This window comes from Luteolibacter arcticus (assembly GCF_025950235.1).
GTDB lineage: Bacteria > Verrucomicrobiota > Verrucomicrobiia > Verrucomicrobiales > Akkermansiaceae > Haloferula > Haloferula arctica.
Genome location: NZ_JAPDDT010000015.1, coordinates 125,228 through 150,706, shown reverse-complemented (window position 1 = coordinate 150,706; position 25,479 = coordinate 125,228). Strand labels below are relative to the sequence as shown.

At 64.0% G+C, this 25,479-nt stretch carries 28 protein-coding genes; 13 read left to right on the top strand and 15 right to left on the bottom strand.

From position 1 onward, the window contains the following. Positions 1–73: 73 nt before the first annotated feature. The 3 genes from OKA05_RS24060 to OKA05_RS24050 all read right to left on the bottom strand — a co-directional run bounded on the left by OKA05_RS24060 (position 74) and on the right by OKA05_RS24050 (position 2,910). A complete protein-coding gene (locus tag OKA05_RS24060; protein ID WP_264489758.1) occupies positions 74–379 on the bottom strand; it encodes a chaperone modulator CbpM in 306 nt (101 codons plus the stop codon). 3 nt (positions 380–382) lie between these two features. Beyond that, entirely contained in the window at positions 383–1,345 is a 963-nt protein-coding gene (locus OKA05_RS24055) for a DnaJ C-terminal domain-containing protein (RefSeq protein ID WP_264489757.1), read from the bottom strand. A gap of 314 nt (positions 1,346–1,659) precedes the next feature. Then, positions 1,660–2,910: an autotransporter outer membrane beta-barrel domain-containing protein gene (locus OKA05_RS24050; RefSeq protein ID WP_264489756.1), complete on the bottom strand. Its 1,251-nt coding sequence runs from the start codon at positions 2,908–2,910 to the stop codon at positions 1,660–1,662. Positions 2,911–3,119: 209 nt separating this feature from the next. Here OKA05_RS24050 and OKA05_RS24045 point away from each other — a divergent pair, with 209 nt between their 5' ends. Then, the gene (locus OKA05_RS24045) at positions 3,120–4,418 is read left to right on the top strand and encodes a hypothetical protein (RefSeq protein ID WP_264489755.1); all 1,299 of its coding nucleotides are present in this window, start codon (positions 3,120–3,122) and stop codon (positions 4,416–4,418) included. Positions 4,419–4,422: 4 nt separating this feature from the next. On the opposite strand, the gene OKA05_RS24040 is transcribed toward OKA05_RS24045, so the two are convergent. Further along, complete coding sequence (locus tag OKA05_RS24040; protein ID WP_264489754.1) at positions 4,423–6,990, bottom strand: c-type cytochrome; 2,568 nt, start codon at positions 6,988–6,990, stop codon at positions 4,423–4,425. Positions 6,991–7,132: 142 nt separating this feature from the next. Here OKA05_RS24040 and OKA05_RS24035 point away from each other — a divergent pair, with 142 nt between their 5' ends. Next, on the top strand, positions 7,133–8,179 hold the full coding sequence (locus OKA05_RS24035) for a Ca2+-dependent phosphoinositide-specific phospholipase C (protein WP_264489753.1): 1,047 nt from the start codon (positions 7,133–7,135) through the stop codon (positions 8,177–8,179). Positions 8,180–8,188: 9 nt separating this feature from the next. Here OKA05_RS24035 and OKA05_RS24030 read toward each other — a convergent pair whose 3' ends face one another. Together OKA05_RS24030 and OKA05_RS24025 are read right to left on the bottom strand one after the other, a co-directional pair. Further along, a complete protein-coding gene (locus tag OKA05_RS24030; protein ID WP_264489752.1) occupies positions 8,189–8,632 on the bottom strand; it encodes a CBS domain-containing protein in 444 nt (147 codons plus the stop codon). 32 nt (positions 8,633–8,664) lie between these two features. Further along, positions 8,665–9,018 carry an arsenate reductase family protein gene (locus tag OKA05_RS24025; protein ID WP_264489751.1) on the bottom strand — a complete coding sequence of 118 codons (354 nt, stop codon included), beginning with the start codon at positions 9,016–9,018 and terminating at the stop codon, positions 8,665–8,667. Positions 9,019–9,069: 51 nt separating this feature from the next. Here OKA05_RS24025 and OKA05_RS24020 point away from each other — a divergent pair, with 51 nt between their 5' ends. Next, on the top strand, positions 9,070–9,528 hold the full coding sequence (locus tag OKA05_RS24020; protein ID WP_264489750.1) for a hypothetical protein: 459 nt from the start codon (positions 9,070–9,072) through the stop codon (positions 9,526–9,528). Between the two features lie 182 nt (positions 9,529–9,710). On the opposite strand, the gene OKA05_RS24015 is transcribed toward OKA05_RS24020, so the two are convergent. After that, a complete protein-coding gene (locus OKA05_RS24015; protein ID WP_264489749.1) occupies positions 9,711–11,267 on the bottom strand; it encodes a thiamine pyrophosphate-binding protein in 1,557 nt (518 codons plus the stop codon). A 151-nt stretch (positions 11,268–11,418) separates the two neighbouring features. Here OKA05_RS24015 and OKA05_RS24010 point away from each other — a divergent pair, with 151 nt between their 5' ends. Next, the gene (locus OKA05_RS24010) at positions 11,419–11,865 is read left to right on the top strand and encodes an NfeD family protein (RefSeq protein WP_264489748.1); all 447 of its coding nucleotides are present in this window, start codon (positions 11,419–11,421) and stop codon (positions 11,863–11,865) included. 26 nt (positions 11,866–11,891) lie between these two features. Continuing rightward, a complete protein-coding gene (locus tag OKA05_RS24005; protein WP_264489747.1) occupies positions 11,892–12,896 on the top strand; it encodes an SPFH domain-containing protein in 1,005 nt (334 codons plus the stop codon). A 271-nt stretch (positions 12,897–13,167) separates the two neighbouring features. On the opposite strand, the gene OKA05_RS24000 is transcribed toward OKA05_RS24005, so the two are convergent. Then, the gene (locus tag OKA05_RS24000) at positions 13,168–13,818 is read right to left on the bottom strand and encodes a dioxygenase family protein (protein ID WP_264489746.1); all 651 of its coding nucleotides are present in this window, start codon (positions 13,816–13,818) and stop codon (positions 13,168–13,170) included. 101 nt (positions 13,819–13,919) lie between these two features. Here OKA05_RS24000 and OKA05_RS23995 point away from each other — a divergent pair, with 101 nt between their 5' ends. Then, positions 13,920–14,384 (top strand): very short patch repair endonuclease, encoded by a 465-nt coding sequence (locus OKA05_RS23995; RefSeq protein WP_264489745.1) that lies wholly within the window; start codon positions 13,920–13,922, stop codon positions 14,382–14,384. Between the two features lie 288 nt (positions 14,385–14,672). Here the strand turns inward: OKA05_RS23995 and OKA05_RS23990 are convergent, their stop codons facing one another. The 4 genes from OKA05_RS23990 to OKA05_RS23975 form a co-directional block, all read right to left on the bottom strand. After that, complete coding sequence (locus OKA05_RS23990; protein ID WP_264489744.1) at positions 14,673–15,443, bottom strand: rhomboid family intramembrane serine protease; 771 nt, start codon at positions 15,441–15,443, stop codon at positions 14,673–14,675. Between the two features lie 147 nt (positions 15,444–15,590). Beyond that, the gene (gene purU / locus OKA05_RS23985; RefSeq protein ID WP_264489743.1) at positions 15,591–16,451 is read right to left on the bottom strand and encodes a formyltetrahydrofolate deformylase; all 861 of its coding nucleotides are present in this window, start codon (positions 16,449–16,451) and stop codon (positions 15,591–15,593) included. 138 nt (positions 16,452–16,589) lie between these two features. Beyond that, entirely contained in the window at positions 16,590–16,910 is a 321-nt protein-coding gene (gene trxA / locus OKA05_RS23980; RefSeq protein WP_264489742.1) for a thioredoxin, read from the bottom strand. A gap of 188 nt (positions 16,911–17,098) precedes the next feature. After that, on the bottom strand, positions 17,099–17,764 hold the full coding sequence (locus OKA05_RS23975; protein WP_264489741.1) for a hypothetical protein: 666 nt from the start codon (positions 17,762–17,764) through the stop codon (positions 17,099–17,101). Positions 17,765–17,937: 173 nt separating this feature from the next. Between OKA05_RS23975 and OKA05_RS23970 the strand changes: the two genes are divergently transcribed. Continuing rightward, entirely contained in the window at positions 17,938–19,296 is a 1,359-nt protein-coding gene (locus OKA05_RS23970) for an alkaline phosphatase PhoX (RefSeq protein ID WP_264489740.1), read from the top strand. A gap of 84 nt (positions 19,297–19,380) precedes the next feature. Here the strand turns inward: OKA05_RS23970 and OKA05_RS23965 are convergent, their stop codons facing one another. Continuing rightward, entirely contained in the window at positions 19,381–19,677 is a 297-nt protein-coding gene (locus tag OKA05_RS23965) for a hypothetical protein (RefSeq protein WP_264489739.1), read from the bottom strand. Positions 19,678–19,816: 139 nt separating this feature from the next. Between OKA05_RS23965 and OKA05_RS23960 the strand changes: the two genes are divergently transcribed. Further along, positions 19,817–20,860, top strand: a complete 1,044-nt coding sequence (locus OKA05_RS23960) for a 3-deoxy-7-phosphoheptulonate synthase (protein ID WP_264489738.1) — start codon at positions 19,817–19,819, stop codon at positions 20,858–20,860. 62 nt (positions 20,861–20,922) lie between these two features. Here the strand turns inward: OKA05_RS23960 and OKA05_RS23955 are convergent, their stop codons facing one another. Both OKA05_RS23955 and OKA05_RS23950 read right to left on the bottom strand, forming a co-directional pair. Further along, positions 20,923–21,225: a type II toxin-antitoxin system RelE/ParE family toxin gene (locus tag OKA05_RS23955; protein ID WP_264489737.1), complete on the bottom strand. Its 303-nt coding sequence runs from the start codon at positions 21,223–21,225 to the stop codon at positions 20,923–20,925. Next, positions 21,222–21,461, bottom strand: a complete 240-nt coding sequence (locus OKA05_RS23950) for an addiction module protein (RefSeq protein ID WP_264489736.1) — start codon at positions 21,459–21,461, stop codon at positions 21,222–21,224. The genes OKA05_RS23955 and OKA05_RS23950 overlap by 4 nt, the downstream gene beginning before the upstream one ends. A gap of 178 nt (positions 21,462–21,639) precedes the next feature. Between OKA05_RS23950 and proS the strand changes: the two genes are divergently transcribed. From proS to OKA05_RS23925, 5 genes are all read left to right on the top strand, one after another. Next, positions 21,640–23,160, top strand: coding sequence for a proline--tRNA ligase (proS, locus tag OKA05_RS23945; RefSeq protein ID WP_264489735.1), 1,521 nt, complete (start codon positions 21,640–21,642; stop codon positions 23,158–23,160). A gap of 62 nt (positions 23,161–23,222) precedes the next feature. Further along, positions 23,223–23,561, top strand: a complete 339-nt coding sequence (locus tag OKA05_RS23940) for a hypothetical protein (protein WP_264489734.1) — start codon at positions 23,223–23,225, stop codon at positions 23,559–23,561. Further along, positions 23,558–23,929: a hypothetical protein gene (locus OKA05_RS23935; RefSeq protein ID WP_264489733.1), complete on the top strand. Its 372-nt coding sequence runs from the start codon at positions 23,558–23,560 to the stop codon at positions 23,927–23,929. The genes OKA05_RS23940 and OKA05_RS23935 overlap by 4 nt, the downstream gene beginning before the upstream one ends. A gap of 103 nt (positions 23,930–24,032) precedes the next feature. After that, the gene (locus OKA05_RS23930) at positions 24,033–24,656 is read left to right on the top strand and encodes a hypothetical protein (protein ID WP_264489732.1); all 624 of its coding nucleotides are present in this window, start codon (positions 24,033–24,035) and stop codon (positions 24,654–24,656) included. A gap of 96 nt (positions 24,657–24,752) precedes the next feature. Then, entirely contained in the window at positions 24,753–25,391 is a 639-nt protein-coding gene (locus OKA05_RS23925; RefSeq protein WP_264489731.1) for a hypothetical protein, read from the top strand. The last annotated feature ends 88 nt before the right edge of the window (positions 25,392–25,479 follow it).

Here is a 25,479-nt window from a genome sequence, read left to right as displayed (position 1 = left end):
CGCTCCAAGACATCATTATCGGGGTGCGCCGCGCCGACTCTCTCTTTCCCATTCAGTTGAACAAATATCGCTTTCATCGCAAGCGCTCGCGCATCATCCGCAACTCCCGCTCTGCAGATTCCAAGCGGTCGAGCAGATCCATGACGAAGTGGATCGACTTCGGGGTCATGCTCAAATCGTGATGCAGAGCTTCAATTTTCCGCAGCCGATGAAGACAGACAGAGTCGAAGGCGAGACTTTCCGGCTCACCGCCACGGACCACGGAAATGACCTTGGTCCGGGTGAATTCGACGATCATTTCAGAAGGAAGGCCACAAAGACGGGAGGCCGCTTCAAGGTCTAGCAATTCGCCATCAGCTGGTTCGGAGTCGGAATTCATGGCCTAGCGCGGGTTGAATTTCGAGGCAGCGGCAAGCGCCTGCCAGTGGCGCTTTTCGTCTTCGGTCACGGTCGCGGGCATCACCACCTGGGCAACCGCAAAGAGATGGCCGAACTCCCCGGTCTTGCCCTTGGGCAATCCCTTGCCGGAAAGGCGGAATTCGGTGCCCTGCTCGGTTCCCGCCGGCACCTTGATGCGCGTCTCGCCGTGCGGCGTGCGCACCGGCACGGTGGCACCGAGCACCGCTTCCCACGGCGCAAGGCGAAGGTCCAGATAGAGGTCGTGCTCCACCGCCCGGTAGTCGGGGTGTCGTTCCAAGCGGACGTGGAGGAAGAGGTCACCCGGCTCACCACCGGAGCTTCCCGGCTCGCCCAAGCCGGCGGCACGGATCAACTGGCCTTCGGTCACGCCCTTCGGGATGCGGATCGTGACCGTCCGCCGCCCCTCCGGATGGCCGTGATGTTGCGGTTGGATCACCAGCGTCCGCTCGGCCCCGGACATCACCTCCTCCAGCGTGACCAGGATCTCCGACTCGATGTCGCGACCGCGCCGCGGCCGCGAGCTGCCAGCGGTGGAACCGCCTCGCGTAAATCCACCACGACCCGCGCGGCTGCCGAAGAAGTTCTCGAAGAAGTCGCTGAAGCCCGTGCCTTCGAAGTGATAGCTGTCCCCCGCGTCGCCGCCCTCCCAGCCACCATAGCCGCCGCTGTCCGGTGGCGGCGTGAAGCCTTCCCCGTGCTTCCATTGTTGACCGAAGGCGTCGTACTTCTTGCGCTTCTCCTCATCGCCGAGCACCTCGTAGGCCTCGTTGATCTCCTTGAAGCGTTCTTCCGCGCCCTCCTTTGAAGTCGCCACGTCGGGATGGTGCGTCCGCGCCAACTTGCGGAAGGCCTTGCGAATGTCGTCCTTGCTCGCATCGCGCGGGACTCCCAGCACCTCGTAATAGTCTCGGAATTTCACGGCCATCTTCGGTGATCTTTCCTCGCATCCGATCCACTCGAACGCAACTCCTCCCGTGATAGAGGGGATCGAAAAGGAGCGATCAAACTCAAGCGGACTCCAGCGACCGCGTAGCGGTCAGGGACGGTAGCCGCGGGCTTCAGCCCGCGGATTGGATGGCACCCGCATGGTGTCGCAGAGCGACACAGGAATCGCACGGGAGCGGACTGCATTGCCGAAAGCCGGATCCGCCGCTGCCGCGCTTCTAGCAACTCTCAAGCCGAGCCAAAAAAGCCCCGCACAGCCAAGGGCCGGGCGGGGCGATGATGCGCGAGGAAATCCTAGAACTCCTTGCCGGCGGTCAGACCGCCGTAGTGGGCTTCGGTCTCGCTTCCGAAGCGGCCTTCATACTCGACACCGAGGTGCCAACCGCTGTCCCACCAGTAGCCGATGCCGGCACCGACCACGCCGATGTCTTCATCAGCAGCGGCGTAGGGGATGCCAAAGGCGGTGGCATTGCCATCTTCAAACTCATGCTCCCAAGCCACGCGCAGTTGCGGCACCCAGTAACCGCTGCCACCGCGCATCTTCCAGGACACCTGGTAGCCGAGGATGGAAACCAGCGAGTCCACATCCTGCTCGCCGAAGAACGTCGCGCCGGGACCGACCTCGGTGTAGGAGTCCACCGATCCGGTGATGTAGCGCATGCCCGCGTACGGGCCGTGGACGAAGTCGTCCTCGCCGAAGTTCAAGCCGACATTGAACTCGATCGTGTGGGTATCCGCGTCCGGTTCGCCGGTCGCGATACCCGCGCCGGTGTAGCGGCGGGTCTCGTAGGAATGCATGCCGTAGGCATACATCAGGCCGGCCCACAGGTCGGCGGAGCCGACCGTGTCGGGGCGGTAGTAGGAAACGTAAGGAATGAGCGAAACTGAGTCGATGTCGGCGCTGCCGGCAGATCCCATGTCGAGATCGCCCTGTGCAGCGGAGAGACCGAGGCCGATGCTCCAGTTGCGGTTGATATGGTATTCGACGCCGATGCTGCCGCCGAAGACATCCAGCGAGCTATCCGTGGCAGAGGCAAAGCCGGGAACCCCGCCGATTCCACCAACGCCGCCGACACCACCACCATTACCGCCGACCTGATAGACACCGTATCTGTCGTACTTGTCGTCCTTCTTCTTTTTCTTCCCGCCGTAGCCGTAGCTGTCGCCGTCGCTGTCGTTGGTTTGGTAAAAGACCGAACCGAAAATCTCCCAACGGTTGGGAACGGGCACGGAAATCGCGGCCATCTTCGCGCCACCCTTGGCGGACATCCCGCCCTTCGCGCTTGGCGAAACGGGTACCGCCTCCTCGACCAAGCGGCTGCCCGGACGGATCCCGGCGCGATTCCGATAGAGGTGGCTGCCAACATCGCGAGTGGATGCCCAAGCCATGCCGAGCGTCCCTCTGCCAAGCGCCGTTGAAGTGGCGTTGCGATTGTCGGGATAGCAGGGATCAGGAACTTCTTCGCCTGCGCGAACGTGGGAAGTCGTGACTGCCGAAATGGCGAGCACAGCGACACCAAGGAGCCTTCCGGCTTGCGTCTTCATGGGGGGAATAGGGGGTGAGCGGGGGTGAACCGCTCCGAGGGTTGCGGAGCGTAGGGGTGATACGTTTAGCAGCATTCTCCCGCGATCCGCAAGGAAAGAATGGATAGCTAACTCTTTGAGAAATCTAAGTTTACTTTACTTTTAGGCCTATTTAACAATAGAACTGCGGCCTTCCTTGACCCTGCTCGCATCGCTTCTAGCCTGCACGCGTGAGTTCGACCCCGGAGACTCCCCTGCAATTCGACTGCCCCGCTTGTGGCGCTGTGCTCACGGTCCCCGCTTCCATTGCCGGAATGCAGGGGCCCTGCCCGAAGTGCTGGCAGGAAATCGTCAGCCCTGACCCCGCTCACGGCTTGCCCGCACGGCTGCCCACCCCGCCGACGCCGACGCCTGCAGCGCCCCTTCCAGAGCCCGCACCAACTCCGGCTCCGGTGGCAGCTTCAGTCCCGGAGCTTCCTGAAGCGCCAGCACCCGCTCCGATCCCGGAGCCTCCTGCCGCTCCAGCGCCCGTTGCCGCGGCAGCCCCGGAGGTCCCACCGCTGCCAGCACCCGTTCCTCCCGACGCGACCATCCTCGACGAGATCGAAAATGCGAACGAACTCGCGGAAACCGCACCCGCCCGGCGTCCGCGTTCGAAGGCACGGCTCGCGCTTGCCATCGGCTTGCCGGCCTTGGCGCTCGCCGCCGTGGGCTATCATTTCGGCAAAGGTCGCCAACTCCAGATCCTCGAGTCCCCGGCGCTCGGCTCGCCTTCCACTCCGACGCAACCTGCCGAACCGGCACCTGCCCCGGCCCCGGCTCCGAACGAAACAGCGCAGGGCTCGCAGCCTCCACCACCGCCTGAACGCTCCGAGGTGAACGATGCCCAGGAGACGCTGATCGCCTTCCTCGGGGCGCCGGATTGGCAGGCCCGCAGTGCCTTCGTGCTTTCACCGGAAGAAGTCCGCCCGGAGATGGAAAAGCACGCCAAGGCAAACGGCGACGGCCCGATCCCGGCGAGCGCTGTCGAGCTGAACAAAGAGCAGTCCGCTCCACCGGTCTTCGTTTTCAAGGTTTGCACCAAGGCGATGCCCGATGGTTTTCCCGTGCCGGTGATCTTCACCGACGAGGGCCCCAAGATCGACTGGGAATCCTTCACCGCCTTCAACGACGATCATTTCAACAAGCTCCTCCAAGGCCCCCCCGGCCAGATCGGCATCTTCAACCTTTTGGTGAAGCCGGAACTCGGCGAGGAGCCGAGCCCCCACTTCACCCGCTTCCGCCTCAGCGTGCCGATGCCCGGCCGCGAGGCGACCTCGTGGGTCCGCAGGGATTCGGTCGCCCTCGCCCGCCTGAAGGCGGTCTTCGACGGCTCCGACATCTACGACAAGGAAACCGTGGACAAGCTGGTCTCGGAGATCGGCCTGCCGCTCCGGCTCGCCGTCGCCAAGCGCCGCACGAACGACGGCCGCGAATTCATCGAGGTCGTGGAAATGGTCGCCGGCTCCTGGGGCATGGCGAAGCCGTGACGCCTCACTTCAGCGACTTGATGAAGAGCACGATACTCTGCATTTCCGATTCGCTCAGCACGCCGGCATAGCTGCCCATCCCGAGCGAGAAGCCCTCCACAATGGCCTTGCCCGGGTCCAGCATCGACTCGATCAGATAGGCATCGTCGGCCTTGCGTGGCGTGCCTTTAGTGAAGCGGCGCTCAGAACCGTAGAGCGCCTTCCAAGTCGGCCCGCTGTGGCCTTCCTTCGCGCCATCAAGCGAGTGGCAGGCGATGCAGCCGTAGCGGGTGGACAGCTCCTTGCCGAGCTCCACGGTCGGCGTGGCATTCGCGGTCGCGCTGCCATGGACGCTCGCGGCGGCGGGATCCAGCTTCGGCACCTCGAAGCCCAGCGTTGCCCATGCGGCGGGCGGTGGTGAGGCCACGGTGAAAAACAACGAACGCGGCTCGTCCTTGCCCCCCTTCACGTAAAAGCGGTGGGAGATCTCGAGCTGCATCGTCGGCCTGAGGTCCGGGATGTGGATGAAGACGCTCTTGCCATCCTTCGAAAGGAAGGTGCCGCCGGTCGCCACGGGATCGACCCCTTGCTTGCCATCGCGCTTGAGACGGGGCGAGCCGTAGCCACCGCTACGCCGGTACTGCCACTCCTTCGCCTGAACCCCATCGGCCTTCACTGAGGACGGCTCCACCGGCGTGGCGAAGGATATGACCACCCCTTCCTTCACCACCCGCGCATCCACCGGTGCGGCGAGCGGCTCCTTCGCCGGCCGCAACCGTGCCAACGCCTGCAGGTCCGGCGCGCCGGAGTCGTAGATGCGGAAACCGGCGAGCCAGATGGAGCCATCCGCCGGATGCGTTCGGGCATGGAGCACGGGAATCCCGGTGTCGATGCCGAGCGGGATCACCGCCCCTTCCTTCGCCGGCCAGCCATCACCGTGACGCACGAGGAAGAGCCGGCCCGTGCCGTAGGAGAGCTGCAGGATTCCACCCTCCCAGGGCTTGAATGCGGTGCCGCGCAGCCACATCGGCGACGAGGACGAGGTGTCCTGATCATGCGGAATCCACACTGCCGGCGGCGTGATATTCGAAGCATCCGCATAGCCGAAACCGAACGAGGCTCCCTCCGGTACCGGAAAGCTCCCGGACGACGGCTCCCAGTGGCCCTGCTGCTCGGACATCACGAGATGCCCGTTCTGCGGGTCGCGGCCGAAAAACGGCTCGCGGGCATGCTTGCCGACCACCGTCACGCTTTTGCCATCGGCGGAGACCTTGACGATCGCCCCGGTGTGCGGGTTCGGCGATGGCTTGTTGGTCAGCGCGCGGTCGTCGGTGACAATCCCGCCGGTGGATGCCCACGTGTTGCCCTCGTCATCGACTTCCATGTCCAGCGGGTAGCCGCGCAGACCGGCGGTCTGGAGGAGCAAGCTACTATGGTTCTCGTAGAAGTCGGTCTCGCCGTCGTTGTTGAGATCGCGCAGGCGAACCAAGCCATTGCGGGTGTGGATCTGCACCACCCCCTTCACCTGCTCGATCGACAAAGGCTCGGACAAGCCGGCGGCGATGCGCGTCCAGCGAACCCGCCCCCCGGCGAGATCGACGCGCCAGACGTCACCCTCGAAGGTGACCACCGCGGCTTCCTCGGGCGTCAGGAAGACGATATCGGCCGGGCGCACGCGGCGCTTCCACGGGTTGCCCTCCGGCAGGCCGACCTTGTCGAGCACCCAGCCGGGGCCCGAGCGCGCGGACTCGCTGATGCGCGTGTCGATTCCCTGCTTCCAGCGCGGCGGATAGGCAACCGGTGCCGCCGGGGTTTTGCCTGCCGCGCCGGTACGATCCGAGCCGTAGCTCAGGGAGACCCGGCGTTCCTGTTTCGAAGCGGCCAAGCGGGCGACTAGATGACCATCGCGCGCTTCCAGTTTCACGCCGGGGTGGTTCGCGGAAACCTGCAGGGCAGGTGAGGTGGCGGTGCTGCCCTTGACCTCGAAATCACCGGCAGTCACCAGGAAAAGCATTTCTCCTCCCGCGGCCGCGGCAAGATGGCGGCTGAGATTGCTACGATCCCCCTCGTACCACTCGCGGACCACCGTTTCACCACATTGGTAGGAGAGCACGCCGGCGTCGCCCGCGAGATGGTAGCCCAGAAAACGGCGGCCGCTGCTTTCCAGCCCCCCGCGACCCGGGTCATTGCCAAAGGTGGGCCGGGGATCCTTGAGCAGGGCATCGGGAGTCGCTCCGACGCCTGGCAGGGCCGGCGACAGTGCCAACCCCGGAGCCGTCGGCACCGGCGGCTTCACGCCACCCTTTTGCGTCGCCTTTTCCCACGAGGCCTGGGACATCATCACCAGCGAGACCGGCGGCTTTCCCGCCGGAGCCTGGAACCACAGCGCCGGGCGGAGCAGATCCTGGTCGAATACCACCCAGCCGTCGCCGCCCGTGCGGATCAAAAGGCCGCGCGCGATGATTCCCGAAACCCCCGCATCCACCGGCGTGGCATGGACTGGCACCCCCGGATCGAAAAACGGCGACGCTCCCGCCAGCGGCCCGGCAAGGGCAAGCAGGATGGCGGCAAGCCGCGGGCAAACGGGTTTCATCCGGGTCAGCATGACAACGCACTGGGATACGGCAAGTCATCGCCGGGTTTTTGCATGCAAAATTTCACTCGGCGGTGCGGTGCGCCAAACCGTAACCGATTTCGCCTCGCGGCCTCCCCCCACCCGCGCTAACGGAAGGTCCATGCGCTTCTCCCTCCTCGCCTGCTTGCTCCCGACCCTCGCCATGGCCGGACCGCGGCTGAACGAGATCCAGGCACTGGGCAGCCACAATTCCTACCACCTAGCCCCGCCCGAGGCACTGCTCGGCACGCTGAAGGCCTTCAACAAGAACGCCAACGCATGGAATTACTCGCACCCGCCGCTCTCCGCCCAACTCGACGCCGGCCTGCGCCAGTTCGAACTCGATATCTTCTCGGACGAAAAAGGCGGGCTCTTTGCCGAGCCGCTCGGCCTGAAACTCGCCGGTCTCCGCGACACCAAGCTGCCCCCTCACGACCCCACCGGCCTCCTCAAGAAGCCCGGTACGAAAGTCCTGCACGTGCCCGATGTCGATTGCTGGAGCAACACCCCCCTCCTGACCGGCGGTCTCGCAGAAATGCTCGCATGGTCCGACCAACACCCGCGCCACCTGTCGGTGATGATCCTCATCGAGTGCAAGGACCAGCCGCAACCACCGCTGCCGACCAAGCCGGAAACCTTCACCCGCGAACGGCTGTTAGCCTTGGAAAAAGAGATCCTTTCCGTGATCCCCGCCGGCCGACTGCTACGGCCCGATGACGTCCGCGGCAGCTCCCCCACCCTTCGCGAGGCCGTGCTCAAAAACGGCTGGCCAGACGTGGACACCCTGCGCGGCAAGTTCCTCTTCTGCCTGGACAATACCGACGCGATCCGCAGCCGCTACCTGGAAGGCAATCCTTCCCTCGAAGGCCGCCTCATGTTCGCCAGCGCGCCCGACAAAACCCACCCCGCCGCGGCATGGTTCAAGTGCAATGACCCCATCCGCCAGTTCGACGAGATCCAAGGTCTCGTGAAAGACGGCTTCCTCGTCCGCACCCGCGCCAACGTCAACAAGCCGTCCGCCACGATGCGCGACAAGGCCTTCGCCAGCGGGGCCCAATGGGTCAGCACCGACTACTTCGCCGGACCCGACAAGATCGCCTTTCCTGAAGACCGCACCGTTCGCGGAAATCCCGTGCTGGGTAAGGCCGAGGCGAAAATCGATCCCTGACCCGCTCCGTCACGCAGGATACGTCCCTTGGATATAGTCCATCAGCGAGTGAATCAGGCCTTCCTTCTCGGCCACCGTCCAGCGCGTCAGGTCGCCGCTGGAAATGATGCCAAGCAGGCGGCCGTCCTCGACCACGGGCAGGTGCCGGACCCGCTTCTCGGTCACGACCTGCATCGCCTCGCCCACCGTGCGGTTCGGCTTCACCACGACCACCTCGGAAGTCATGACGTCCCCGACCCGGGTGGCGGCCGGACTGCGGTCCTCGGCGACCACGCGGCGGAGCAGGTCGCGCTCGGTAAAGATCCCGACAATGATATCGTCGCACATCACGAGCAGGGCGCCGACCCGCTCGCTGTTCATTTGCCGCACCGCCTCCTGAACGGTGCATTCGGGTGCCACATGGCTGACACGGCTCCCCTTGTGCCGCAGCACGTCTGACAGAGGGTTTTCCATCCTGAGACCCTAACGCCACCGCCGCGAAAGGGTCAAGCCAGCGTCTGCCGCCACTCCTCCTCCTTGAATCCGGCGAGCACGACGCCCCCGCCGATAACGAAAGGCCGCTTCACCAGATTGCCGTTCTTCGAGAGCAGCGCGACCGCTTCGGCCTCGCTCATCGTCGGCAGCTTGTCCTTCAAACCCAGCTCGCGGTAATCCCCGCCGGCGGTGTTGAACAGCGGCCGCAACTCGCCACCAAAGGCCTTCGCGGCGGTTTTCAGCTCCGCGACGGACGGCGGCGTCTCGCGGATCGCTCTCACCTCGTGGGAAATCCCCTGCTCCTTCAGCCACTTGAGCGCCTTCCGGCAGGTATCGCAGCCCTGGTAGGCATACACGGTCAACATGCCGCGATCTTGCCTCGCCGCCCCGTCCGCGCAAGGCTGCTCACCCGCCCGATGAAAGACCGACTCCTGGATGCCCTGCGCGCCGAGCTCCGCTCGCGCTTCGACCGCCTGAGCCGCGCCGCCCGCGACACCCACGCCGCCGCCACCGACCCCGGCAGCAAGGCGGAGAGCAAGTACGACACTCGTAGTTTGGAGGAGTCCTACCTCGCCGCCGGGCAGGCCAAGCAGGTCGAGGATCTCGCGCGCGACGTCGCCGCATTCGAGGTGCTGGAGTGGCCGGAATTCGACGCCGAAGATTCGATCGAAGCGGGGGCTTTGGTCGAGGTCGATCTCGATGGCGAAAGCCAGTGGTTCCTCCTCGCCCCCGCCGCCGGAGGCCTCGCGCTCGATTGGGAGGGCCGGGAAATCACTCTCCTCACCCCGGCCAGCGCGCTCTATCAAAAGCTGCTCGGCCTGCGCATGGGCGATTCGCTCGATGACCCGCCGCTGTTCATCAGCGAGGTGATGTAGGCAAGGGTGATGTAGCCTTCGGCCACAGGCCTGTTCTTCATGCCCCAACGGGGCAACATTCCTTAGCCTAGGGCAATCCCGCGAAGTGGGAGCAGCCCTGGGAATTCCGGAGCAGGCAAAGGCCCCCTGAAGGGGGACAATACGGGCGCAGGTCGAACTAGCTTTAAACCGTCCGCTCTTTGTTAGAGCGCGTCCCAAGCCTTCCAGAACGCCTTCGTCTCCTCCGCATCCGGAATCACTTCCACCAACAACGGCACCTCGCCCGGCTCCAGCGCATCGAAGCCATCCTCATTGGTGATCTTCAAGTAGCGCATCCCCCACATCGCGGCCCAGCCATCGAGGCGGACATCGTGCGGGTTCAGCATCAGCTCCTTCGCCCGGTCGCTCATCGCCTCCAGCCGCGGCAGCCGGGAAAAGATCTGGCCCCCGCCGTTGTTGATGACCACGAACACCCGGCCCTTGGTCTCGATCTGCCCGAGCCATGCCGGCGCGGCGAGATCGTAAAGCGCGGTCAGGTCGCCGACGAGGCACCACGAGTCCTCCACGTCGGCCGTCCAGCCGAGCCAGGTGGAAAGCTGTCCATCGATACCATTGGCCCCACGGTTGGCACGGACATCGGTGACCGGCTTGTCGCGCTGGGCAAAAAGATTCCACTCCCGGATCGGCAAGCTGTTGCCGAGGTAGAGCGACGAGCCGGTCGAGGCATAGGCGGAAAGCACGCGCAGCAAGCCGGGCTCGCTCTCCGGATAGGCTTCTAACAAATCATCGATCTCCGCGCCACGACGCGAAGTACGACGGAAGTAGTCGAGCGCATCGCCCGCCCCTTCGACATCGCCCAGCCCCTTGATCACGCGGGCCACCGGCGAGGTGATAGTCTCGCACTTCCGGGCCAGCCCGGGAAAGCCGGTGCGGGAGATGTTCCAGATCTCGGTTTCAGGAAGCTCTTCCAGATCACGCCAGAAGCGACCGCTCGGCACGCCGCCCAGTCGCAGGATTTTCCCCGGCGGGTGCTCCTTCAACATCCGGTCGGGATCCGGCAACGCGAGTGCGCCAAGCGCCTCGCGCAAGCCACTGGTGGCCTCTGCCGCGACCGGCGCACCGAGGTCCAGGCAGAAGTGGAAAACCGCTTCGTGATCCTCTGGCTCGAGATCGCCGATCATCACGACCAGACCGCGGTAGAGATCCTCCCGCAGCCAGCGCGCAAGCACCGCCACCGAGTAGTTCGGAAGCGGCGGGCGGAAGCTTTCGGGGATTTCCGGCGGCGTCCAATCGCCGGGCTGGAAGTCTTCCTCCAGCTCGACATTCCAGTGCCACGGCCCGCGATGATTCCACTCCGCAAGGTCCCCGCTGCCAGCATGCTCACCGAAGATCCCGGGCTGGGAAATCGCCTGCGGCGCCCCCGTCCCACGAAAACGCTCAGGCCGATCCGCCGTCAGCGCAAGCAACGGGCGACCCTGGTAAAAAGCCTCAATCACCGCAGGCAACAGTTCCGCGACCGCGGTGCCACTTGTGGTGACCACCGCGCAAGCCTCCCCGGTCGCCATAGTGCGCCCAAGCGCGAAAAAGCCGGCGCTCCTCTCCTCAAAGTGCCTCCACACACGAGCCAAGCCAGCCGCTTCGGCACGGGCCAGCAAATCCACCAGCGCCGCATTCCGCGCCCCGGCGCAGACGACGAACTCGCGGACGCCGCGGGCGAGGCAGCTTTCAATGATGGAACAGGCGGTTTCCCAAGTGGTCACGGGCGGAGCGTGGGAGAAGAACCGGGAACCGCCAAGACACCATGTGCGCCAAGTTTTCCGGGGCGGGAACCTACAGCCTTCGAGCGAGATTGTAATTCGGAAGAGCGCCGTCCCGTGTTAGAAGTGCCTCGAAAGCCCACACTGCACTCGCATGCCCATTGACCCGGAAATCCTCTGGCTGATCGCCGGTGTTATTTTGATCCTCGCGGAATTCTTCGCGCCGGGCGTGATCATCGTCTTCTTCGGCGTGGGTGCGATCTTCACCGCGATCACCACCTTCTTCGGCTGGACGCCTGACCTCGGCTCGCAGGCCGCAATGTTCGCCGTCACCTCGGTGGTGCTGCTGTTTGGCCTTCGCCGCTTCGTGAAGAAGTGGTTCGTCGGTCACTCGGCGAATGCCGGGGGCTCGGTTGATGACGACTACACCGGTCGCGAGGCCCGTGTGATCACCGCCCTGCCCGGCCGCGGCGAAGACGGACTCGTCGAGATCAAGGGCACCAATTGGAATGCGCGCTCCGACACCCCGGTCGCCGCTGGCGAAACCGTCATCATCGAACGCCGCCAAGGCCTCACCTTCCACGTCCGTCCCCGGCACTGAGCCTGATTTCATTTCCCCACCCACTCATGATTACTCCGCTCGCATTCAACCTGCTCGCCGTCAGCGGCAGCGATTTCGGCAAGCTGCTCATCGTCGGCCTGGTCGTGCTGATCGTGGTCGCGCTTCTGAAGACTGCGCGTGTGGTGCCCCAACGGCAAGCCTACGTGGTCGAGCGCCTCGGCAAGTATCACAAGACCCTTGAGGCTGGCTTTCACATCACCATCCCGATCCTCGACCGGGTCGCCTACAAGCACTCGCTGAAGGAAGTGGCGATGGACGTGCCGCCGCAGTTCTGCATCACCAAGGACAACATCGCCATCGAGATCGATGGCCTGCTCTACATGCAGGTGCTCGACCCGAAGCTCGCGTCGTATGGCATCGAGAATTACTACTACGCCGCCAGCCAGCTCGCGCAGACCACGCTGCGCTCGGAGATCGGCAAGCTGGAACTCGACAAGACCTTCGAGGAGCGGGACACGATCAATGCCGCGGTGATCCAGGCCCTCGACAAGGCCTCCGAGCCATGGGGACTCAAGATCACTCGCTACGAGATCGCCAACATCAAGCCGCCGCAATCGGTGCAGGACGCGCTCGAAAAGCAGATGCGCGCCGAACGCGAGCGTCGCGCCCAGATTGCCCTTTCCGAAGGCCAGCGGGAATCCCAGATCAACGTGGCCGAAGGCCAGAAGCAGGAGGTCATCAAACAGTCCGAGGCGAAGAAGCTCAGCCAGATCAACGAAGCCGAGGGCAAGGCCCGCGAGATCGAGTTGCTCGCCAACGCCACCGCCGAAGGGATCATCCGCATCGCCAAAGCCATCCAGGAGCCCGGCGGTAAGGACGCCGTGAACCTGCGGATCGCGGAGCAGTACGTGATCCAGTTCGGCAACCTCGCCAAGGAAACCAACACCTTGATCCTGCCGCAGAACCTGAGCGACATCGGCGGCACCGTCGCCGCGCTGGCGAAGATCCTGGATACCAGCCGCGGTAGTGGAGGCCAAGGCTCCGTGATGGCTCCGCCGCCGCTGCGGTAAGTCGCCGGTCCCCGGAGGGGACGCAGCAAGTAGCCGGGGGTAAGCGCAGCGCCACCCCCGGTTGCGCGTCGATGGAAAGGCACCCCGGATGGGGTGCTAGCAGGGCAGGAATGACGGACGTGGATCGATGCCAATCAGAAACCGCGGTGTGCTCCTTGCCCGGCTGGAATCCCCTCCGGGATTCCTTTCGTGTTTCACTAGTCCGGTGGTTTTTGCCGCAGCGCGGCGTCGACCACAGGCTACTCGCTATGATCCCTCCGGGATCGACGAGTCACGCCGCCGGCGTGAAACCCATCACGATATCAAACCGCGCCGCCAGCTCACCCGTCTTCACCCCGGGCAAGGGCAGGAAATCCACAATCACCGACGCGCGCTGCTTCTCATCCTTGATGCCACGCAGCACCCCGTCCGTATCGTTCTGTTTCTCGCCCTTGATGTAACACTGGGTCGTCCACTTCTCGCGGCCCTTCATTTTCACCGCGACATGGATGTGCGGCGTGCGCCCCGGATACTTCACGGGCTTGATCGTACGGAAATAATACTCCCCAGTGGAGCCGGTCAGGAAGCGACCGAAGCCTTGGAAATTCTTGTCGCGCTTGTCGGAGCTATCGCTGCCTTTGTGGAGATAGACGCCGTGATGATCGACCTGCCAGATCTCGACCATCGCGTTGCGGATCGGCTCGCCCTTGGCATCGGTGACCTTACCCGTGAGGTGGGTGATCTCGCCGAGCGCCGGGGTAAGGCCGTCGTTTAGGACGATCAAGTCATTGTCCGTGTCCAGCGGCAGATCGACAGGGTAAAACGGACCCTCGGTCTGCTTCGGCGTGAGCAGCAGCGCCTCGGCAAGGGCACCGGGCACCCACAGGCCGGCGGCCCCGAGGGTGAAGTTCTTCAGAAGGCGGCGGCGGTTGAGGAGGTGCATGGCGTGGCGGGGCGGTGTAGTGAATCTGGGAGAAGCGACGCCGCGAGTCGATTCCCGTCTATCCGCTTGCACCAGGCAGAAACCTCCGCGCTATTTCCCTCATGGCCGATATTTGGTCCGCGGAAAAGCGCTCCGAGGTGATGTCGCGGATCCGCGGCAGCAATACCAAACCGGAGCTGCTGGTGCGCTCGCTCGTCCACCGGCTAGGCTACCGTTTCACCGTGGCCGGACCGCACAACAAGCGCCTCCCGGGCAGGCCTGACCTCGTGCTGCCCAAACACCGCGTGGTCATCTTCGTCCACGGCTGCTTCTGGCACGGCCACGAACACTGCTCCGACTTCAAGATGCCGAATACCCGGCGCGACTGGTGGATCGCCAAGATCGCCGGCAACCAGGCCCGCGACACCCGCGTCGAAAACGAACTGCACCAGCTCGGCTGGCACGTCGTCACCCTGTGGGCATGTGCCGTGAAAACCAAGGGCGCGCGGGCATGGCTGGAGGAGCGCCTGCCCGTGCTGATCGAGGGTAAGTCGCGGGTCGCGTCGCTGAAGGTAGCGGAGGAGTGATTTCGTCCGTTCATGGCGCACCGCCACATGACCGCGGCGCAGCCGCCCTCGGACTGCTGCGGTCATCCGCAGCTCTCGAATGCACGCCTCGGCCGGTTGCTCCTGTGAAATTCAGCGATCCCACAAGCCCGCCTCATCCCGATCAAACGGCCGTCCATTCCCGCCCGCTGCAGCGATCCCGGAAGGCAGCTTCGTTCCTACAAAAAAGCGCCCCTCACCCTTCACTCGAAAGCTGCGGAGGACCGCAGCAGTCCAAGGGCCTTCGGCTTTCATGAAAAGCGACCACTCTCACCAATACCGCCGCACCTTCGAGTCCTCCTGATAGATTCGCCGGAATACCGACTCCGGCTCGGTCTTCATCGTCACCCGCGAGATCAATCCCATCACCACGCCCGCGATGAAGCCCCCGATGTGCGCCGCGTAAGCCACGCCACCGGTGTTCTGGGCAGCGGCGGAGAATGAACCGGCCCCTTGGATGAATTGCATCACTCCCCACATGCCGAGCACGACGATGGCGGGCACGGAGATGATGCTGAAGAAGAAAACCGCATTCACCCGGTTGCGGGGAAACAGCACCAGATAGGCTCCGAGCACGCCGGAGATCGCGCCAGAAGCCCCAAGGTTCGGGATCAATCCATCCGGATTCATCGCGATCTGGGCGAAGGTCGCGACGATCCCGCTGACCAGATAGAAGGCGAGGAACTTCAGCGCCCCGAAGCGGTGCTCCACGTTGTCGCCGAAGATCCACAGGTAGAGCAGATTCCCGCCGAGATGCATCAAGCCGCCATGCATGAACATGGAGGAAAAGATCGTCAGGAAGATCGGCGAGGGCCCGGGAGCTTGAGGAAACCTGACATACTCGTGTCCGATCTGGACGATCACCTGCTGGTCGAAGTCCATGCCTCGGGTGATCTCCGCAGGAATCACGCTCCAGCCGAGATCGAAGCCAGGATGAGTGATCTGCCAGAGATACATTACCACATTCGCCACCACGAGCCCGATGGTCACCCACGCCGGATGCATCAGGTGGCGGTCGTCGTCGCTGATCGGGAAAAGCACCGCCGCATTCTCACCGCGGGGCGTTAGGGCGTCGATGGGAAAGTGGCTGACAAAGTGGTCCGCACGCTCCGCGTGCGGGACGAAGCACTTGATGGACTCTATGCACCTCGTGTTGGGGTTACCGCACGCGGAGCGTGCGGACCACGTTCAATCCGGAAACACGATCGCCCGGTGACCATCGATGATGGTGCGGTCGTGGACGTGGTAGCGGATTCCCTTGGCCAGCGCGATCCGCTCGCAGTTGCGGCCCAGGCGGACGAGGTCGTTCGGCGCGTGAAAATGCTGCACACGCTCGACCTCCTGCTCGATGATCGGTCCGGCATCGAGATCAGCCGTGACGTAGTGGCAGGTCGCGCCGATCAGCTTCACCCCGCGCTCATAGGCCTGCTTGTACGGGTTCGCGCCAATGAAGGCGGGCAGGAAGCTGTGGTGAATGTTGATCAGCCGGCCCTCGAAGTCCCGGCAGAAGTCATCCGGCAGGATCTGCATGAAGCGCGCGAGCACGGCCAACTCCACCTTCTCCTCCGCGAGGATCTCGCGGATGCGGGTGAAGCCGGCGCTTCTCTTGTCGCCATCCATGTCGATCAGGTGAAACGGGATGCCAGCCCGCCCGGCGATGCCGCGGCAGGTGTCGCGGTTGCCGATGATGCTGGTGATCTCCACCGGTAGCTCGCCGATCTCGGCACGCCACAGGATCTCGTTCAGGCAGTGGTCGGTCTTGGTGACCAGCACCGCCGTCCGCATCTTGTAGGGCAGGCGGCGGAAGTGCCACTGCGCCTTCATCGACCGGCCGAGCGTGCCGAAGCCCTCGATGAAATCCTCCGGGTCCACGTCCAACTCGCCGGTCTCGATTTCCAGCCGCGCGAAGAAGCGCAGCGACAGCTTGTCGGTGAACTGGGCGAACTCGATCAGGTTGCCGCGGTGACCGGCCACGTAGCTGGCGATCTTCGCCACGATTCCCGGTTGGTCGGGGCAACTGAGCTTGAGGATCAATCCGGGGCGGGCCATGCGCCGCGGATTGAGACGCGCCGGACCGCCGCTGGCAAGACAGCGGCGTGTCGCACGGCGGCGATCTCCAAAAACAAAACCGGCCGGGGCAGCTCGCCCAGGCCGGTTTTTTCAAAAGGCTATCCGATCAGGCGCGGCTCAAGCCAGAGCGAGCAGCTTCTGCTTGAGCATGTCTTTGGTCACATTGGCGCCGACGATCTGGTCCTTGACCTCGCCGTCCTTGAAGAAGAGCAGCAGCGGGATACTCTTCACTCCGTACTTCACGGAAAGGTTGCGGGCTTCGTCGACATTGACCTTGCCCACCTTGGCCTGGCCTTCCACTTCGCTGGAAAGCTGGTCGATGACCGGGCCGATCATCTTGCAAGGTCCGCACCATTCGGCCCAAAAGTCCACGAGGACCGGTTGGGCGGAGTCGATGACTTCGGATTGGAAATTCCTTTCGTTGAATTGCTGAGCCATGGGCGGAAGGTGGAGGGGACCCCGGAAAAGTCAAGGACCGCACCGCCACGGGGGCGATGCGGTCCTTGCAGGAAACGGACTTGCCGGGTTCCTCAGACCGGCGTGCCGCCGGTCAGGAACGCGATCGCCAGAACGGCGGCGGCGAGAAGGAACGTGATGATTGGATAGATCATGATCTTGGGATGGCTTTATTCGAAGAGTTGTCCAAGACCGCCGTCGGCGACCTTCCAGACATTGAAGGTCATGAACTGGATCACCAGCACGGCAGCGGCGGCGAGGAAGCCGACGATGGAAAGAACGGTCGCAATGCTTTCGCCCTTTTCGTTCTCGTCATCTTCGGTCCGGATGGTCGGAGAAGTCGAGAAGGTCGGGGTGGAGGTGCCGAGCGGCTGGGTCGGCGGCTGGAGCTGCACGGTGGCCTTCGGCAGGGAAACGGTCGCACCGCCGGGAGCCGGGCCGCCGAGCGGAACGGTGCGGGCCGGAGCACCGGGAGCCGTCGGGGCACCCGGGGTATTGAGGCGGATCGTCGGGGCCGGAGCAGGAGCGGTCGGCGCACCAGCGGGGCGGAGAGCAATGGTCGGGGCCGGTGCCGGGGCCTTTGGCGCGCCCACGGACGGAGCCGGAGCGGTCGGGGCTGGAGGAGCACCCAAGCCGCTCGGCATCGGCGGCTTGGTGGCGGCCACCGGGGCTCCCGGAGCGGCTGGCGGCGCGTCGGACGCCTTGAGAGTCACCCGCACGGTCTCCTTTTTCAGCGGGATGGAGGACGTCTGCTTCGAAGCCGGGATCGAAGAGGTGCCACGCGGGGCGGGGATCGACGAGGTGGCCTTCGGTGGTGGGATTTCGTTTTCGCTCATTGGCGGGGCGTTTTTTGGAATTGCTAGGTTGCAGGAAACAACCAGCCGCCCGCGGACGTGTCAAACCTCCATCTCGCGGACGGGATGGGATTTTTTTGCGCTTTTCGGGAACGAAAACGCCACATGGCACCCGTGTGCTTGACCCTATTGGGATCGACCGTTGAGTGGCATACATGATCAGCCGCCGCTCCTTCCTGGGGACCACCGGTCTCGCCTTCCTCGGGCTCCAGCGCTACGCCATGGCGGATCCCTCGGCACGTGTGATCGAGCCCTTCGGCCCGCTGATCAAGGACCCACAGGGCATCCTCGACCTGCCCGAGGGCTTCTCCTACCGCGTGCTCGCCCGCAAGGGCGAGACCATGAGCGATGGCTTCCAAGTCCCCGGCATGGCTGACGGGATGGCCGCTTTCCCCGGCCCGGACGGGAAAGTGGTGCTGGTCTGCAATCACGAGCTCGGCCTTGAAATGACCGCGATGGGCCCCTTTCCCAATGGCACCAAGCTGCCGGACGGCTTCGACGCGGCGCTGTCATTCGATCCCGGCGACGACCGCCTGAATCCGGCGCTCGGCGGCACCTCGAACCTCGTTTTCGACCCCGCGACCGGGGATAAGACCGCGCATTTCCTCTCGCTGACCGGCACCGAGCGCAACTGCGCCGGCGGGCCGATGCCATGGGGCACTTGGATCACCTGCGAGGAGCCCGGCGATATCACGACCGGGCGCGGCAAGCGCCACGGCTGGTGCTTCGAGGTGAAAGCGACCACCGAGCCCGGCCTGCAGAAGCCGATCCCGCTCAAGGCGCTCGGCCGCTTCCGCCACGAAGCCGTCGCGCTCGATCCCGCCACCGGCATCCTCTACCTGACCGAAGACCGCGGCGATGGCCTGCTCTACCGCTTCCTGCCGGAGAAAAAGAACGACCTCACCAAGGGCAAGCTCCAGGCGCTGGTCATCGCCGGCAAGCCCTCCGCCAGCCTGCAAAACTACGATCCCACCTCGAAATGGCCGGCCGTCGGCGAGCCGATGAAGGCCACGTGGATCGACATGGAGGACACCGATTCCCCGCTGGACGACCTGCGCGCCCGCGGCTTCAAGGCCGGCGCCGCCCGCTTCGCCCGCGGCGAGGGCATCCACCTCGTGGAGAAATCGTTTTTCATCTGCTGCACCGATGGCGGCCCCTCCCGCCGCGGCCAGATCTTCCGCCTCGATCCCTCCGGCGATCCCGCGAAGGAGGATACGCTCGAGCTTTTCCTCCAGCCGGAGGAAAGCGACCTGCTCACCAATGGCGACAACCTCTGCCCCGCCCCATGGGGCGGCATCGTCATCTGCGAGGACCTCATCGACCCCAGCTTCTCGCCCGCCGCCCACGTCCGCTGCGTCACGCCAGAGGGGAAAATCTTCACCCTCGCCCGGAATTCCAGCGCCCAGGGCGAGTTCGCCGGCGGCTGCTTCTCGCCGGACGGAAAGTGGTTCTTCGTGAACCTCCAGAGCCGCGGGATCACCGTGGCGGTGACGGGTCCGTGGGAGAAAGCCTAGCGACAGCGAGGATAAGCAGATGGCGGAGAGAATGCGCGCGTGCGTGAAGAAAGTGGCGGGCGACGCGTGGTCGAGGCCACCGGATCAGACGAGAGCGTCCCCGCCTCGCCCGCGAATCTCCCGCCAGTATTCTTCCCTCACGTCATCATCGATCTGCGGAGCGACATGCGTCGCATAGAGCGCGTCGCCGCCATTGCGTTTCGGGCCGGTGATCCAAAAGTGATTCCCGCTCTCTACCTCGTAGTAATTCGCCTTGTAGCCTCCTTTTAAACTCCGGAACTCCTTGCCTCCGTAGTAAATCGTCCGGCCTGTCTTCGAGAAGGTCACCCGACCGATCCGCGCGGGTCCGACCAACCCCGTACTCTTGTCCTCGATGTACATGACCCGGCTTCTCACTTATCCAACATTGCAAACCCGCTCCCTCCAAATCCAGCCGGGATTTCTTACTTTTCCAGGGGCAGACGCCCGCAGGAGAGTTCTTGGCACTTGGCACTTCTCACTTGGCACTTCTTTCTAGGGCATGCCCTCGCGTGTCACCGACCTCCACGTCGCCCGCAATGTCCCGCTGCCCTCGCCGGCCCGCCTCCAGGCGGAGATCCCGCGCGGCGATGGCCGGGCGGACTTCGTCGCGCAGTCCCGCGTCCACCTGCGCACGCTGTTGTCGGGAAATGACCCGCGCTTTCTGGTGATCGTCGGCCCCTGCTCGATCCACGACACCGACTCCGGTCTCGAGTATGCCCACCGCCTCGCCGCCCTCGCCGAGCGCCTGCGCGACAAGCTCTACCTCGTCATGCGGGTCTATTTTGAGAAGCCCCGCACCACCGTCGGCTGGAAGGGGCTCATCATGGACCCGCACCTCGATGGCACCGATGACATTCCGGAAGGCCTCCGCCGCGCCCGGCACTTCCTGCGCAGCGTGATCGACCTCGGCCTGCCGACCGCCACCGAGCTGCTCGACCCGATCACCCCTCAGTACATCGCGGACCTCATTTCATGGTCGGCCATCGGCGCGCGCACCGCGGAAAGCCAGACGCACCGGCAAATGGCGTCCGGCCTCTCGATGCCCGTCGGCTTCAAGAACACCACCTCCGGCGACCTCACCGCCGCCATCAATGCGGTGAAAGCCGCCGCCATGCCGCAGACCTTCCTCGGCGTGTCCGAGGAAGGCATCGCCTCCTCCGTCACCACCACGGGCAATCCCTCCTGCCACGTCATCCTGCGCGGCGGCGACCATGGCCCGAACTACGACGAAGCCAGTATTTCCGCCGCCCGCGAGGCGCTGCTGGCCGCCAAACTAGCGCCGGGCCTGGTCATCGATGCGTCCCACGCCAACTGCGGCAAGGACTGCGCGAAAATGCCCGGCGTCTTCCGCGAAATCGTCCGCCAACGTGCCGCCGGCGACCGCTCTATCACCGGCGCGATGCTCGAAAGCAATCTCGTCGCCGGCAGCCAGTCCTTCCCCAAGCCGCTCAACCAGCTCATCCGCGGCCAATCGATCACCGACTCGTGCATCGATTGGGAGACGACGGAGGCACTGTTGCACGAGGCGGCGGAGAAGCTGTGACCATCTAACCGTCGGCTTCCAACGTCTTTTCCCGATCGCGAATTCAGGCGCCAACATTCTCCCTATCGGCCCATCCGCGCCATCCAATACTCCGGCCGCCGCTTTTGATGCATCACGCAGACGATGCGAACGTGGCCTTTGGCTTCCTGAAACTCGTAGTAGAGCTTGTAAGGCCAACGATTCAGCCGGAAGACCCGGAGCCCGTCTCCCAGACATTGAAATCTCCCTGGTTCTTTGAGAATGGTCCCGATCGCTTCGGAAATTGCGGCTGCAAAGCGGCTGCCCAAGCCCTCGACTTGGTTTTCGTACCAGAGCGCGGCATCGGCGTATTCCTGTTCCGCCGCGGGGTGGAACTCGTAGGTCATGAATTCCGGCGGGCGTCCAAGGAAGCCTGCACACGGGCGAGAACGAGATCTCCCGGCACGCCCGCGACTTCGCCCGAACGCATTTCGGAAAGACGTTGCCGTGCGATTTCAACCTGCTCTTCCTCGATATCCCGATAGCCTGGCATGCTGATGATAAGCCGCTCCACCAAGTCCATGCGGACTTCCTCCGGGAGTTGCAAGGCTTCCTGAAACACCGCGTCTGCCTGTGAGACCATGCCTCACTCTGCCCTCTTCCCGGTGATCTGACAACTGCGAGATTCGGTTCCTCTTGCCGGAAAATTCGCGTGCAAACCCCGGCGTCCCCGGACTCAAATCCGCCCGCCGCAACCCAAGCCGCCTTTCATTCGACATTCCTCGGAAGGCACTGGATATTCGCCGTTCGCATCTACTCTCATGTCCTCCGACAAGACCGCCATCACCCCGACCCGTGCCCAGGATTTCCCCGAGTGGTACCAGCAGGTCATCAAGGCCGCCGACATGGCGGAGAATTCCGAGACCCGCGGGTGCATGGTGATCAAGCCGTGGGGCTACGGCATCTGGGAACTCATCCAGCAGCAGCTCGACCGCAAGTTCAAGGCGACCGGCCACCAGAATGCCTACTTCCCACTGCTCATCCCGCTTTCGTATCTGGAGAAGGAAGCCGAGCACGCCGAGGGCTTCGCCACCGAGTGCGCCGTGGTCACCCACCACCGCCTCGAGGCGGTGAAGGACGAGGTGACCGGCAAGACCAAGATGATCCCGACCGGCGAACTCGCCGAGCCTTACGTCATCCGCCCGACTTCCGAGACCATCATCGGCGCGGCATTCTCGCGCTGGGTGCAGAGCTACCGCGACCTGCCGCTGCTGATCAACCAGTGGGCGAACGTGATGCGCTGGGAAATGCGCCCGCGCCTGTTCCTGCGCACCGCCGAATTCCTCTGGCAGGAAGGCCACACCGCGCACGAGACCAAGGAAGAGGCGATCGACGAGACCCGCCAGATGCACCGCGTCTATGAGGACTTCCTCCGCAACCACCTCGCCATCCCCGTCATCCCCGGCGAGAAGACGGAGAACGAGCGCTTCCCCGGTGCCGACATGACGCTGACGGTCGAGGCGATGGTGCAGGACCGCAAGGCCATCCAAGCCGGCACGTCCCACTACCTCGGCCAGAATTTCTCGAAGGCGCAGGACATCTCCTTCACCGGCCGCGATGGCGCGAAGCAATTCGTCCACACCACCTCGTGGGGCGTTTCCACGCGCATGATCGGCACGCTGATCATGGCGCACTCGGATGACGATGGCCTGGTGCTGCCACCGCGCGTTGCCACCCAGCAGATCGTCATCATTCCCGTCACCCCGAAGGAAGACTCCAAGCAAGCGGTGCTGGATGCCTGCAAGGCACTCGCCGAAACGCTGCGTCTGGAAAAGAACTTCCACGGCGATCCCCTGCGCGTGCACGTCGATGTCCGCGACATCCAGGGCGGCATCAAGAAGTGGGAGTGGGTCAAGAAGGGCGTGCCGCTCCGGATTGAAATCGGACCGCGCGACATCGAGACCCGCAAGGTCTGCGTCCAGCGCCGCGACCGCGCGTCGAATGAGAAGGAGTTCATGGACAAGGAGGACTTCCTCCGCGTCGCCAGCGACCTCCTGCAAGACATCCACGAAACGCTGCTCACCCGCGCGATCGAGTTCCGCGAAGCGAACATCGTCCCCTGCGAGTCGATCGATGAATTCCACGCCCACTGGTCGAAGGACAATCCCGGCTGGCTGATCACCCCCTGGGCCGGCACGCCGGACGAGGAAGACGAAATCTCGAAGCAGCACAAGATCACCATCCGCTGCCTGCCGCTCGACAAACAGGATGAGCCGGAAGCCAACTGCCTGCTCACCGGCAAGCCGACCAAGTCCCGCGCGATCTGGGGCCGGAGCTATTGATCCGACCAAGACATCTGTGAGCCTGCTTGCCATGGCGGGCGGAACGGTGGAGCTTTGGCAGCATGAGTTCCTCCATCCCGCCCGGCGGTGCACTCGGCTCCGCCGATGCTCCTGAGCATTCGGGGGAGCCTCGTCCGCAAGCACGCCCTTCAGCCTACCACAGGCTGGGGCTGGTGTTCGCCGCCGTCCTGATCTTGCTGCCAGTGATCCTCCGTCGGCCCCACGACGACGGGGGAACGAAAGCGATCAACAACCTCAAGCAGCGCTATCTCGCCCTGACAGATTTCGGCGACGACTACGGCCGATTTCCAGATGCCGCCACCATCGAGCCGGTCAGGTCCGCGACCGGCACCCGCCTCCCGCTGGGCAGCCCTCCTCAAACGAGCTGTTCCGCCAGTTGATCGCCGCGGACAACAGGAGCGAGAAGATCTTCTGGTGCCGCTCCACGCTCACGCCGCGCAAGCCGGACGACGGCATCACCGGGACCAAGGCACTGGATAAGCGCGAGTGCTCGTTCACCTACATCGCCGGGCTTTCCGACGAGGGCGATCCCGAAACGCCCGTGGCGATGGCTTCGGTCATTCCCGGCACGTGGAAATTTGATCCCAAGTCCGACAAGAAACGGGCGACGGTGCTCTTCCGCGATGGCGCGGCGAAAGTCATGCCCCTCGACGATTCCGGACACGTCATTCTCAATGGCATGAATCTCTTCGACCCTCGCCAGCCCTATTGGGGTGGCAAGGCACCCGACATCAAGTGGCCGGAGTGACGCTTCGATCCCTTCACTCTTCCCTATGGACTTGCATCTGCCACCGCCGCCACCACCTGAAGTTTCCGCCTTGCGAGACGAGCCGGAAAGTCGCCGGCCTCGCATGTCGAAGCTGGAGCTCGCGGTGGTTTTGATTGTGGTGGCCGTGTGCGTGGCTGTCATTGCGCCGGTTTTCATGAAGCAAAGGACCGCGGCCGACCGCACCTCCGCGATCAGCAGCCTCAAGGTCACCAACCTCGAGCTCATCAATTTCGATAACGACTACGGCCGCTTTCCCGATGCCTCGACCATCGCCGATGTGAAAGAGGCCACCAAGACGACGCTGGCCCTCGGCACCACCACCTCCAACGACTTCTTCCGCCAGCTCCTCGCGACGAGAAACACGAGCGAGAGGATCTTCTGGGCCCCGGCACCGGGAAAGCGTCGCAAGCCCAACGACATCCTCGGCGACAACGCGCTGGCAAAGGGCGAGTGCATCCACAGCTATATCGCCGGTCTTTCCAAGAATGATCGCGGACTTCCCCTTGTCATGGCTCCGATGATTCCCGGCACGACACGCTTCGATCCGATACCCTACGGCGACAAAGCCGTCGTGCTTCGCATCGACGGATCCGCCAGTCCTGAATCCCTCGACAAGGAAGGGCGTATGAATGTCCGCGGTAAGGACCCTTTGGATCCTAGCAACTATTGGAACGGGAAGGCACCCGACCTCAAGTGGCCCGAATAACCACGCGTCCACATGGAAACCCATCTTCCACCCCAACCCGCACCCGATGTCCCCGCTCCACCGCCGGGACCAGAGGCGATTCGGTCGCATACCAAGATGAAGAGGATCTATGCGCTCGGGGGACTTTCCATCTGCATTTTGGTCCTGTTTTTCCTCGCGTCGCTCGTGACCAAGCGCACCTGCATCGGATCCGATCGCACAGAAGCCATCAACAATCTGAAGCAGCTCAACCTCGCACTAATCGACTTCGACCACGATTACGGTTGCTTTCCCGATGCTATCACCGCTGCCGACGTAAAGGTGGCGACAGGCACGGGGTTCAGATTGGGATCTTCCAGTTCCAACGAGCTGTTCCGCCAATTGATCGCTAGCGGCAACAAGAGTGAGAAGATCTTCTGGGCTAGCTCCGCCATTTCCCGACGAAAGCCCGACGACGTGATCGACACCGACGCGAAAGCCCTCGCCCCCGGTGAATGCGCCTTCACCTACATCGCCGGCCTCCACTCCGAGGGCGATCCCGATACGCCGGTCTTAATGGTGCCGGTGATTCGCGGAACCTGGAAGTTTGATCCCAAGCCTTTCGAGGGAAAGGCACTCGTGCTCAGACTCGATGGTACCGTCCGCGTGGAATCGATCAACAAGCACGGCCATGTGATGATTGGCGGACGGAATCTCTTCGATCCGCGCCAGCCATACTGGCATGGCAAGGCACCCGACATCAAGTGGCCCGAGTGATGACCAACACGCATTCACATGGAATCCCATCTACCACCCCAACCCGCCCCCGATGCCCCCGCCCCGCCACCGGGACCGGAGGCAATCC